Genomic DNA, 12,798 nt, shown 5'->3' with positions numbered 1-12,798 from the left:
ATATGGTAGTAGGCGACGCTTCTCTCAATATCGACACATTAGTAATTGGTGCGGGTCCTGGCGGCTATGTAGCTGCCATCCGCGCTGCTCAACTGGGCCAAAGCGTATTGATCGTAGACAAATCCGAACTGGGCGGTGTTTGTTTGAACCGTGGATGTATTCCATCCAAAGCCCTGATCTCTGCTGCACACCAATATGAGTCTGCACTTCACGGTGAAGCTTTTGGTATCTCTGCTGAGAACGTAAAAGTGGACTTCAGCAAAACTCAAGAGTTCAAAAACGGCGTTGTTAAGAAAATGACTGGCGGCGTAGCTGGTTTGCTCAAAGGCAACAAAGTTGAAGTTTTCAACGGTGAGTGCATGTTCATCAACGAAAACGAAGCTCGTGTATTCAATGACCACGAGTCTCCGCGTTACAAATTTAAAAATGCAATTATTGCAACAGGTTCCCGTCCAATCGAACTGAAACCTTTCCCGTTTGGCGGACGCATTCTGTCTTCAACAGAAGCTCTGAACTTGCCTGAAGTACCAAAAAGCATGATCGTTATCGGTGGCGGATATATCGGTGCTGAGCTTGGTCAAATGTACTCCAAATTCGGTGCAAAAGTAACAATCATCGAAGGTTTGGATACAGTACTGCCAGGTTTCGATAAAGACATGACTAGCCTCGTGGCTAAAAACATGAAGAAAACAGGCATCGAAATCGTAACGGGTGCAAAAGCTGAAAGTGCTGAGCAAACGGATAAAGATGTAACTGTTAAGTACTCTGTAAATGGTGAGTCCAAAGAAGTAACTGCAGATTACCTGCTGGTAACTGTTGGACGTCGTCCAAACACAGATGGAGAACTGGGTCTCGACATGATTGGTGTTGACGTTGACGAGCGTGGATTTGTCAAAGTTGACCACCAAGGCCGTACCAGCATTCCTCACATCTTTGCTATCGGTGACATCGTATCTGGCTTGGCTCTGGCACACAAAGCTTCTTATGAAGGTAAAGTGGCTGCTGAAGCAATCGCAGGACAACCATCTGTAGTTGACTACAAATGTATGCCAGCTGTTGTGTTCACAGATCCAGAATGTTCCAGCGTAGGTTACACTGAAAAAGAAGCTAAAGAAAAAGGTTACAAAGTAAAAGCAGGCAAGTTCCCTTATGCGGGTAACGGCCGTGCTGTATCTTTGAACCACGCTGAAGGCTTCGTGAAAATCGTAGCTGACGAAGAAAGCGGCCTTGTATTGGGTTGCCAAATCGTAGGTCTGGAAGCTTCCAACCTGATTGCTGAGCTTGGTTTGGCAATTGAGATGGGCGCTACTTTGGAAGATCTGGCTCTCACAATTCACGCTCACCCAACTTTGGGCGAAATCGTGATGGAAGCTGCGGAATTGGTTATGGGTCACCCGATCCACATCATCTCCCGTTAAGATCATCTAAGCTTCGGATCCGTCCGGCATTATACGTATATCAGAAGAGACGAATGACGTTAACGCGTTATTCGTCTCTTTTTTCTGAGCAAGAGTCGAGAAATATAAGATACTCGTGTATGTGATATGATGAAAATTTACACGCTCATAAGTTTCAGTGAATTGATTTTATCCAACAACTCAATTGTGGTACACTGTAGTAATGATCAGTCATGATGTGGCTCCAAGCCAATCACGGTCTATATATTTAGTTAAACTAACCTTTTACACGAGAACGTAGAGGACAGAAAAAACCTGAAGAAGCGGAGCTAAAAGCTTTCTGAAGGAAAGCTGCATCGGAAGCATACGCTTCGCCTTTATCCCCGGATTTTACCTTTGGAAAAGGAGATTAAAAAAATCTGGGGATAACAGCGATCGGAAGGTTGTTCTGTCATCGGAGTGGTAAGTGTAAATATTCTTTAGTGAGGGGATTTCAACATGAAAAACTATCTCGATTTATTGCAGGATATTCTGAACAACGGCGTGCATAAAGGAGACCGTACAGGAACAGGAACACAATCTGTATTTGGCAGACAACTCAGTTATGATCTCTCCGAAGGATTTCCGCTGGTAACAACCAAACGAATTCATCTCAAATCGGTTATTCATGAACTGTTATGGTTTTTGAGTGGCGATACCAATATATCTTATTTGAAAGAAAACGGTGTGAAGATCTGGGACGACTGGGCGGACGAAAATGGGGATCTCGGTCCGGTATACGGCTCGCAGTGGCGTACATGGGAAGCCCCAAACGGAGAAAAAATTGATCAGATCGCCGCAGTCATTGATTCGATCAAAAATAATCCGGATTCACGTCGTCACCTTGTCAGCGCATGGAATGTGGCTGAGATCAATAATATGAAGCTTCCACCTTGTCATTTTGCGTTTCAGTTTTACGTTGCAGAGGGTAAATTATCATGTATGCTTACGATGCGTTCCGTGGATACGTTCCTCGGATTACCGTTTAACATCGCGAGTTATGCGCTTTTGACTCATATGATTGCCCAGCAATGTGATCTTGAGGTGGGTGATTTCATCTGGTCTGGAGGGGATGTTCACATCTACTCTAACCATGTTGATCAGGTTAAAACGCAGCTGGAGCGTGAACCTTATGCTTTACCTAAGCTGGTAATCAAGCGTAAGCCGGATTCTATTTTTGATTATAAGTTTGAAGATTTTGAGTTTGAGAACTATCAGCATCATCCGGGCATTAAAGCTCCAATTGCAGTCTAATTATGTGTTCAATCTCGACAAGAGACTTGGATTGAAGGAGTGTATTACCCTTGAGTATTGAATTGGTGTGGGCAATGGGGGAGAACGGTGTGATCGGATTAAACAATTCGATTCCATGGCGTTTACCCAAGGATATGGCCTTTTTCAAACAACGTACGCTGAACAAAACCATTATCATGGGACGTAATACGTGGGAATCTTTTGGTGGTAAGCCGCTTCCTCAGCGTCGTAATATCGTAGTGACAAGAGATCTGAACTACAAGGTGGAACAGGCTGAAATCGTACATACGATTGAAGAGGGGCTGAGTGTAACCAAAGGTGAGGAACTGTGCGTAATTGGGGGTTCCCAAGTGTATCGTGAGTTCCTGCCACTTGCAGATCGTCTTGTGGTGACCAAAATTCATGAGAATTTTGAGGGAGATACGTTTTTCCCTGAAGTGGATTGGTCCGAATGGGAACTGATTGAACAGATTGAAGGCGAACAGGATGAAAAAAATGTTCATGCGTATACATTCGAATTTTACGAACGTAAACGGTAAATGTGGCATAAGAAATTCCTGACTTCGGTCGTATTTGTATGATGAGAGGCGCTGATTGCGAAATATTCGTGAACAGCGTCTTTTCTTTATAAAAAAAATGAGTCACTTGTTTAAACTGGAATACATATAACATTAATATAACATAAGTAATTGGTATTTATGTATATTATACATACGGCCAAGCATTAAACAGTAAAAAAGTGTAAAAGTTTTGAGGTTTTAACGTTGTGAAGCTCTAAAACAGGTCTGATATTCGGAATTTAGAACGATTTATAGCAAAATATGTTGAATTTGATGACAAATTATCTGACATTCACTTAACGTTTCGACCTTTTATTTCTTTAACACACACCAGATTTCGCAGTTCAAAACCACATTTAACACCAAAATAAGGGTATTGACCATGGGTAGACTTGAAAGATATGATGTATAAAATACAAATAATTATGCGGATAATCCATTTAATATTCAGCACAGTAAATGCTACTATAATTGAAATATCTTCGAGAAGATTTTGTGATACAATAGACAAAAACTCAAGTAATGAGTAATCCATTTCATATAGAACCATGCACATGAAGGGATTAAGACAAGAACGGATGGGGGAAAACGTAAGATGTCTACACCTACTGGATTTATGGAATACAAACGTCAACTGCCAACAGATCGTGAGCCAGCGGAGCGGATTAAGGATTGGGAAGAGTTTCATAAACACATGGCTGAAGAAGAGCTCAGAACACAAGGTGCACGATGCATGGATTGTGGTACCCCGTATTGCCATACAGGTATAGATATGATTGGTGGCACGTCAGGTTGCCCCGTGCATAACCTGATTCCAGAATGGAATAATCTTGTATATCGCGGACTGTGGAGAGAAGCACTTGAGCGCCTTCACAAAACGAATAATTTCCCAGAGTTTACAGGTCGCGTCTGTCCAGCTCCTTGCGAAGGATCATGTACAGTTGGCTTAATTGGTCAGCCTGTTACCATCAAAACGATTGAAGAAGCAATTATTGAAAAAGGTTTCGAAGAAGGATGGGTGGTTCCCCAACCTCCTGAAAAACGTACGGGTAAACGTGTAGCTGTGGTAGGTTCAGGTCCAGCGGGATTAGCTACTGCGGCTCAGTTGAATAAAGCAGGACACTCGGTAACCGTATATGAGCGTTCGGACCGTGTCGGCGGATTGCTGATGTACGGTATCCCAACGATGAAATTGGATAAAAACGTAGTTCAACGTCGTGTTGATCTGCTCGAAGCAGAAGGCATTCAATTCATTACGAACACCGAGATTGGTAAAGATATTGCAGCACAACAACTGGTGGATGAATATGACGCTGTTGTATTGTGCGGTGGTGCAACGAAGCCGCGTGAATTCAATATTGAAGGTAGCGACTTAAAAGGCGTTCATTACGCAATGGATTTCCTGAATGGCAGTATTAAGAGTTATCTGGACTCCAATCTGGAAGATGGTCAATATCTGTCCGCTAAAGATAAAGATATTATCGTCATTGGTGGCGGTGATACAGGATCTGACTGTGTGGCTACATCGCTACGCCATGGTTGTCGTACGATCACTCAATTCGGTACGCATACACAAGCGCCTATGGAACGTGATCGCATTAACAACCCTTGGCCACAATTCCCGAACGTATACACACTTGATTATGCGCAAGAGGAAGCCAAAGCGTTGTTTGGTCAAGATCCGCGTGAATTCTCCATCATGACAACGAAATTTGTCGGAGATGATGAGGGGAACCTCAAAGAATTGCATACAGTACAGATCGAGCGTATTGTGGATGAGACTGGTCGCAAGATTTATCAGCCGATTCCAGGTACAGAGCGTGTATTCCCGGCTCAGATGGCCATGATTGCCATTGGTTTTGACGGACCGGAACAAACGTTGGTCGAGCAACTGGGACTTGCAACAGATCGTCGCACAAACGTTAAGGCACGTTACGGCAAATACAACACCAATGTGGATAAAGTATTTGCAGCAGGTGACATGCGTCGTGGTCAAAGTTTGGTTGTATGGGCAATTAATGAAGGCCGTGAGGCTGCTCGTGAAGTGGACAAATACTTGATGGGTGCTTCGGTTCTGGTGTAAAAGTATAGAACAAGATATAAATGACAACCTTCGCGATCAGCGAGGGTTGTTTGCTGTTATTTTAACCAATTTGACTACATATTTCATGTAAGTGTGAGCAATATCATTGCTTTTTAAGTGATAAAGATTTATTATTATATTATAATGATTATAAATAAGGATTAACTGAAACCATGAATCCCTACGATAAAAGTAAATTTCAATGAATATAAATCGGAGGTGCGACCTGCTATGGCAAGTAACCGGGACAAGTCCATTTCAGAACAGATCTTTCACATTAAAAATCAATTGGTTGAAAAAGGATATAAGTTAACACAACAACGAGAAGTTACTGTACGTGTATTGCTTGAACATGAGAAGGATCATTTTAGCGCAGAGGAAGTATTCCTGCTGGTTAAGGAGCAGTTCCCTGAGATTGGATTGGCTACCGTATACCGCACTCTCGAACTGCTGAGTGACCTTCAGGTCGTTGAAAAGATTAACTTTGGTGACGGCGCTGCGCGTTTTGATCTGCGAAGTACAGACGGTTCCCATCACCACCATCATTTGATCTGTACAGAATGTGGTAAAGTGGAAGAGATTATGGAAGATGGTCTGCTTCGTTTGGAACAACAAATCGAGCGTCAGTATGGCTTTGCTGTTACGGATCATCGTCTGGATTTCCAGGGTGTGTGCAAAGAGTGCAGACAAAAGCATGTATTAAAGGAGCAGGCAGCAGGCTAATTCATTTCGGGAAGGTGCTCCCGAATCCAAAATCTGATATAATGAGTTTCAGAAGCAAGGGGCTTCCGTCGGCGGAATGCCCCTTTTTGCCGTCATGCGGACGGTGAAGGAGGAGAGATGGACGGATGAAGACACTGGTTATAGCGGAAAAACCCGACATGGGTCGAACCATTGCCGCCGTCATAGAACCAAAGGCCAAGAACAATCGCACGTATCTGGAGGGTGAACATTACATCATCACTTGGGCGATAGGGCATTTGCTTGGACTGGCTGAACCGGATGCCTATGATACAAAGTACAAACGCTGGAATATAGCGGACCTGCCGATCATACCCGATCAGTTCAAGATTGTACCCAATCCGAGGACTAAAGATCAGCTTAAAATGATTGGAGAACTGGCAAAACGGGCTTCAGCGATCGTTAATGCTTGCGATGCAGGGAGAGAAGGTCAGTACATCTTCGCCCTCATACAACAGCAATTGAAGCTGCGTCAGCCTGTAAAGCGTTTATGGATATCGGATTTGACGGCAGAGAGCATTAGACGTGGTTTTGATGGTCTGAAGGATGCCTCTGAATTTGAAAATCTGACCCATGCTGCTCGCGCCAGAAGTGAAGCCGATTGGCTGATCGGGATGAATGCCTCACGGGCGTTTACAACCCGCCATAATGCATTGTTGTCTGTAGGTCGTGTGCAGACGCCGGTACTCGCGCTAATCTACGATCGTGAAATCGAGATTGAAGCGTTCCAGTCACAGACCTTTTATGAAGTAGCCGCCTGGTTTCGGCAGGAAGGTGTTGAGTACCGGGGACTGCGTCAGGGAGATAAGTTGACCGATGCGGAGGCAGCAGAGGCCATTGCAGCCAGTGTGAAGGGCAAGACAGGGCAGATTACCAAATACGAAGCGAAGCAGACGAAGGAGTATCCGTATCGTTTGTATGACCTGACCCTTTTACAGCGTGAAGCCAATGCCAAGTTTGGATATGGTGCCAAAAAAACACTGGATATCGCACAGGCCTTGTATGAAAAACACAAGGTGATTTCGTATCCGCGGACAAACTCCAACTATGTTACAGAACAGAATATTGAAGGTATGCACAAAACACTAAACCTGCTTAAAAATGGTACCTATAGTGAGCTTGCGCAGGGGGCCAAGCCGGAGCTTGTTCATAAGAATAATAAAGGGGTATGTAATCCGAGCAGGGTTGAGGATCACCATGCGATCCTACCTACTTTGAAGCGACCAGGTACCTTATCCAAGGATGAGCAGAACATCTATGATTTGATTGTCAGACGTTTCTTGTCTCACTTTTATCCTCCGGCAGAGTATAAGCAACATACCGTGCTCACCGAAGTGGAGAAACATCAGTTTAAGACATCTGTCAAAGAGCTGTTGTCCCTCGGATGGAAAGTGGTTCTCGGTTCTGGAGATCAGGAACAGGGCGGTGCAGGCAAGAAGAAGACCAAGAAAAACGGCAATGAGGAAGAGGAAGCTGAAGAGTGGACGGACAAGGCTTTTAGTGTGCAACCTGAATTGCCTGTTCAATGCACGAAGAGTGAGTTCAAGGAGAAGGCGACCCAGCCTCCCAAGAGTTATACCGAGGGAACATTGCTGAAAGCGATGGAGAGTGCAGGCAAGCAGATCGAGAATGAAGAGCTGCGAGACGCGATGAAAGATAGTGGCCTGGGTACTCCGGCTACACGTGCGGCTACAATTGAACGCCTCAAAAACGTAGGTTACATTACGCTGCAAGGGAAGAAAATGCAGTTAACGCTCAAAGGCAGAACGGCTATTGAGTTGATTCGTCGCGCGGGTGTAGATCTGTTAACTTCACCTGAGATGACCGGGCAATGGGAAAGAAGATTATATCAGATTTCCAAAGGTGAGGCGGGTCAGGACAAGTTCATGGAGAACGTCAAGAAATTCACCTTGTCCATCATTGAGAAAGTGCGTGTACAAGCTCCTGCTCCAGCAGATGCTTTTGGAGAAGATTCACGGGCAGGCAGGGGGAAAGGCAAGGGAGCCAGAACCCAGGCAGGCAATACAAGGACATCAGCCAAGACGGCTAGTGGCGGTTCAACTGTAAAAACGTCCCGTCAGACTTCGGCATCTTCATCGAGAGCCGGCAGTGGGAAAAATGCGACCACCAAGGCGCCGTCCTCAAGTGCGAGCCCATCGGGAGTGAGAGAGTTACTGGCACCTTGCCCCTCTCCTGGCTGCACGGGTCAGATTATAGAGGGCAAGAAGGGTTATGGATGCTCACGTTTCAAGGAAGGCTGTTCATTTGTGGTCTGGAAAGAGTATGCGGGCAAAAAAATTACCAGTACGATGTTAAAATCGCTGATTGAGAAGGGGAGTACACAAGTACTGTCGTTTAAACGAAAAGACGGGAGTATGGTGAAAGCACGTATTATTTTGCAGGACGTAGTAACAGGCAAATTATCTGGTGAGAAGCAGGATGCTTGATCTTAGTTAACAGTTAACATACAGCAAAAGGACCCTTATCCAAGGGTCCTTTTCTGTTGCTGCTGTTGTATATTTTCGTGTATGACTTTTGGTACCTCTTCCAGTGCAGTGATGGTATACATCGACGTTTCCGGATTAGGCTGAAGTTCTACGATGTTGTATTGCCATTCATTCGGTTGTTTGATATAAATGCTGTGAATTCCGGCTTTTACCGCAGGCATAATATCTGTGCGTAGTGAGTTGCCAATCATCCATGTTGCACGACGATCAAACGGACCATTAGACAGAATGCCTTCCAGTGCCTCGACGTTTTTGTGTTGTCGGATATAGATCCGATCATCAAAATAAGCCGAGAGTTTCATCTGATCAATCTTGCGCTGCTGAATCACGGTTTCGCCGCCGGTATATAAGTAGAGGGAGTGTCCAGCACCCTTGAGGTTCTCAAGCGTTTCAACCATATGAGGGTAGGGTTCAACCTCCTGATCGTACACACTCATACCCAACTTGCTCAGATAAGATTCTTCTCTGGGAGAGGTTAATCTGGCGAACTTGCCGGAGAAATAACGATAGGTATCAATCAAGGATTGCGGGAAATGATGACTCGCAAAACCAAGCTTGTTCACTCCGGTTACATCGATCTCCAGCTGTTTTTCCCGAATCTCTTGTGTTGTCAGAGAATGTCCATCAAACCACTCTTGCATATTCTCAAAGAATTCTCCCAAAATCAGGTTGAAGTACTTGTTGCAATATACGAGTGTATCATCAAGGTCAAACAAAATATGTTGTTTCATTATTTTCATGATCTAACTCACTCCTTGTAGCCAGTAAATCCACAATGATTCAACTAAATTAAATGCGAATATAGGATTCCAGGAACATATTTAATTCAGATACGCCATCCGGCCGAATACTGTATTTCTCTTTACGGTTACTTCCGAGCAGATGGGTCCGTAGCAGACCTGCGATGCGTAGCGCCATCACCTGGTCTTTGACTGTGTCTTCGTCTTTACCTAATTCTTCACACATCTCAGCGAGGGATTTGGGTTCATCCGATACGTAACGAAGCAGGCGAAGTCTTTCGGGATCAGCCAGCGCATGGGTAAAACGTAAAAGGCATGTTGGCGGCTGGTCTTCGTTCTCTTCAGGTGCATCTACGGGATACTGCATGATCATCATACCCTCATAGAAACAGTACATATTAATAGGACGATTGTGCACCGTTGGAAACAGGATGACTTCGTTCAGTCCCGGCATCGGTTCAACAAGAACGCCCGCTGTAGCATATTCAATAAGCAGTTCAGAGCCCATTTTATCAAGCAAAATGCGTTTTTCTTCGGCATCTTCTTCCAGCCACACACGCTGATCTTCGCTCATATTCTGACAGTAGTGTTCATCCCATAGTCGCAATAATGGGACATAGCTGTTCCGAATGCGCGTAGATTCTTCTATTGTAAGAGCCGGCAGAAGAGGAGACACACGTGCAAACAGGTCTTCCGCTGTCATTCCGGCAAGCATGTCCAGGAAATCACGATTCTCCGATGTATCATTTTGATAGGCTGCCCATGCAAACAAAACATCAAAATCATCAAAAGGCCAAGTGGCAGCAGGTGCGAGCGCAGCTCGTACATTGGAACTTAGTTTGCCTTCCACTTCCAGAATCCATTCAGGACCAATATCCAGATGCTGAATCCATTTTTTCGTGACATAAACCAGAAAGCTATTAAGCATTTCATATATCGGTGAAACATCAATTTTCACATGATAAGCCATATTGTTGCAGAATCCTCCCGTCACATCTAAATGTACGCAGCGACTTAAGTACGATTAGTGCGTGTTCAAAAAGTCTGGTTTTCAGTACCAAGAAGATGGAAATGGAGTAGCAGAGCGTAGGAAAACTACGTGAGCAACGGACATTTCGGCTGAATTTCATCTTCGAAGCTGATGATGCCACTAGGCATGATTCGTAATCAAAAGTGAACTTTTTGAACAACCTCTATTATGGCTTGTTTTGCAGGGCGTTGTCCACTATAATGTTCAAGTCCGGGGCAAAGCCCCGATCTTTGAATAGCAGTTTAAAACCACATGTATAACATACAAAAGTCGTCAGCGATGGCGATTTTTCTTTGTGTGCTCGCAGGAGGAATGAATTCGTGTCATCGATTACTCGTCCCAAACTATCACACTCGACAGCCAACTATCTCATTTTGATTACGGTTATTGTGGTGGCGGGAATAAGTCAGGGGCTTTTGCTACCTGTGCTTTCGATTTTTTTGGAGCAAAAAGGGGTTTCACCAGGTTTAAACGGATTAAACGCCGCCGCGTTGTACATTGGCTCTTTTGCCATGACTCTCGTAGCGGAACGGTTATTGGGAGCATTAGGGTTCAAAAAGTTGATTGTAGGTGGCCTGATATTAGTCATGGTCCCTTTAATACTGTTTCCGTATTTACCAGATATTAAAATATGGTTCATATTGCGTCTGATCGTTGGGATAGGAGACAGCGCACTTCATTATGCGGCCCAGCTCTGGGTACTGCTTGTTACCGCTCCTGAAAAGCGTGGACGCTACATATCACTATATGGCATGTCCTACGGGCTGGGATTCAGTATTGGTCCGCTGGGAATTAAGCTGCTTGGCTTCGGTTATGCTGTCCCTTTCTGGGTTTTGTTCATCTGTATAGCAGCAGTGCTCATACTGGTATTAATGAAGCTTCCGGATACAAAACCGGAAAAAGCAGAGCATGGCCAATTGCCGGAACGTCGTTTCCGTCGAAGTCTGGCATGGGCCTGGTATGCACTTTTACCAGCACTCTTATACGGATATATGGAAGCAGGTATGAATAGTAACTTCCCCGTGTATGGGCTGCGTATTGGATTTGATACCAATCAGATTTCGTCGTTGCTTCCTTTTATCGGGATTGGAGGTTTGTTCCTTCAATTGCCACTCGGGATGATGAGTGACCGATATGGGCGGAAGAAGATATTGATGTTTGCGGGCATCAGTGGAGGAATCATCTTCATGCTGGTTCCAGTCGCAGGTACGCATTTCTGGTGGACGCTTGTATTGTTAACAATCGCAGGCGGCCTGGTCGGCTCCTTTTTCTCACTGGGCCTGGCCTATGCCGCAGATATTTTACCTAAATTGTTGCTGCCTGCAGCCAACGTTGTGGCTTCCTTTCATTTCACGATTGGAAGTATTATTGGACCGAATCTGGGTGGTCAGATGATCAACTGGATTTCACCCGGAAGCATGTTCACCTTGCTCGGAATCCTGTACCTTCTTTTCGGCTTGGCAGGTATATTATTTCGTCGTAAACCTGAGTTCGAATCTGTGTTAAAATAGAAGCTGGTGTTCGCATGGAAATTGATGTCCATTTCCGAGTACACTAGTGGTAGGGAAAAACATGGACAAGAGGAGACATCGCGATGATCAGAGTAGAGAACTTGAGTAAATCCGTTGGCGTGGACCGCGTTCCCGTTCTACGGGATATTCGATTTGATATGCAACAGGGTGAAATGATAGCTGTAGTTGGCTCAAGCGGTAGCGGTAAAAGCATGTTGCTTAAATGTTTGGCCATGATGGAAAAATGGGATTCCGGCCGGTTTACGGTGGATGGCGCCGAGATTTTGAAAGAAGGCTGGTCTGGAAAACGGAAAATCAAACGGGAATGGGCATACTTGGAACAAAATCCAGAATTATTTCCTAGACGTACGGCTCTTAAAAATGTATTAATCGGACGATCGGGTCAGACTCCTGTATGGAGAATGGTAACCGGTATGGTACGTTCCGATGATTATATGGGTGCTATGGATTATCTCGAAGGATTGGGATTACTTGATAAAGCACATCAAATAGCAGAGAAGCTCAGTGGTGGCGAGAAGCAGCGTGTTGCTATTGCAAGAGCACTTGCTCACGGTGCCAAAGTCGTTTTGGCGGATGAACCAGTGATTGGTCTTGACCCTCACACAGCAGATTCGGTGCTGGAAACGCTGCGCAAATTATGTGAAGAAGAACGTGCAACAGTCATTGCAGTACTGCCTATTGAGCTTGCTGAGAAACATGCCACACGGATCTGGGGATTGGCAGAAGGCAAGATTGCTTTTGATATTCGTGGACGAAGACTGACACAGCAAGAAAAAAACCAGATTTAAACTATTGAAAAGAGTGATGAGATTGTTTAATTCACGGTGGGGACGCTTTGTAGCAGCAGGAACTATGGCAATTATGCTTGGTTCTGTTCTAAGCGGATGCACAGTCATAAGTGACCCCAAGGGTTTG

At 44.8% G+C, this 12,798-nt stretch carries 10 protein-coding genes; 8 read left to right on the top strand and 2 right to left on the bottom strand.

From position 1 onward, the window contains the following. Positions 1-2: 2 nt before the first annotated feature. From lpdA to V6668_RS17595, 6 genes are all read left to right on the top strand, one after another. A complete protein-coding gene (gene lpdA, locus V6668_RS17620; RefSeq protein WP_036613658.1) occupies positions 3-1,418 on the top strand; it encodes a dihydrolipoyl dehydrogenase in 1,416 nt (471 codons plus the stop codon). Positions 1,419-1,895: 477 nt separating this feature from the next. Further along, positions 1,896-2,690, top strand: coding sequence for a thymidylate synthase (thyA, locus tag V6668_RS17615; protein WP_338706292.1), 795 nt, complete (start codon positions 1,896-1,898; stop codon positions 2,688-2,690). Positions 2,691-2,740: 50 nt separating this feature from the next. Next, on the top strand, positions 2,741-3,229 hold the full coding sequence (locus V6668_RS17610) for a dihydrofolate reductase (protein ID WP_036613663.1): 489 nt from the start codon (positions 2,741-2,743) through the stop codon (positions 3,227-3,229). A gap of 616 nt (positions 3,230-3,845) precedes the next feature. Beyond that, positions 3,846-5,333: a glutamate synthase subunit beta gene (locus V6668_RS17605; protein ID WP_036673826.1), complete on the top strand. Its 1,488-nt coding sequence runs from the start codon at positions 3,846-3,848 to the stop codon at positions 5,331-5,333. Positions 5,334-5,564: 231 nt separating this feature from the next. Further along, positions 5,565-6,056: a Fur family transcriptional regulator gene (locus tag V6668_RS17600; protein WP_036613667.1), complete on the top strand. Its 492-nt coding sequence runs from the start codon at positions 5,565-5,567 to the stop codon at positions 6,054-6,056. Between the two features lie 125 nt (positions 6,057-6,181). Further along, the gene (locus V6668_RS17595; protein WP_100527397.1) at positions 6,182-8,521 is read left to right on the top strand and encodes a type IA DNA topoisomerase; all 2,340 of its coding nucleotides are present in this window, start codon (positions 6,182-6,184) and stop codon (positions 8,519-8,521) included. Positions 8,522-8,556: 35 nt separating this feature from the next. Here the strand turns inward: V6668_RS17595 and V6668_RS17590 are convergent, their stop codons facing one another. Both V6668_RS17590 and V6668_RS17585 read right to left on the bottom strand, forming a co-directional pair. Continuing rightward, the gene (locus V6668_RS17590) at positions 8,557-9,321 is read right to left on the bottom strand and encodes an HAD family hydrolase (RefSeq protein ID WP_036613669.1); all 765 of its coding nucleotides are present in this window, start codon (positions 9,319-9,321) and stop codon (positions 8,557-8,559) included. 49 nt (positions 9,322-9,370) lie between these two features. Continuing rightward, positions 9,371-10,291, bottom strand: coding sequence for an ArsR/SmtB family transcription factor (locus tag V6668_RS17585; RefSeq protein WP_036613670.1), 921 nt, complete (start codon positions 10,289-10,291; stop codon positions 9,371-9,373). Between the two features lie 380 nt (positions 10,292-10,671). Between V6668_RS17585 and V6668_RS17580 the strand changes: the two genes are divergently transcribed. Both V6668_RS17580 and V6668_RS17575 read left to right on the top strand, forming a co-directional pair. Then, positions 10,672-11,862: an MFS transporter gene (locus V6668_RS17580; RefSeq protein WP_338706291.1), complete on the top strand. Its 1,191-nt coding sequence runs from the start codon at positions 10,672-10,674 to the stop codon at positions 11,860-11,862. 83 nt (positions 11,863-11,945) lie between these two features. Next, positions 11,946-12,671, top strand: a complete 726-nt coding sequence (locus V6668_RS17575; protein WP_036613671.1) for a phosphonate ABC transporter ATP-binding protein — start codon at positions 11,946-11,948, stop codon at positions 12,669-12,671. Positions 12,672-12,798 lie beyond the last annotated feature (127 nt).

This window comes from Paenibacillus amylolyticus, assembly GCF_036894225.1.
Classification (GTDB): Bacteria; Bacillota; Bacilli; order Paenibacillales; family Paenibacillaceae; genus Paenibacillus; species Paenibacillus amylolyticus.
This window is presented reverse-complemented; position numbering and strand designations above follow the sequence as displayed.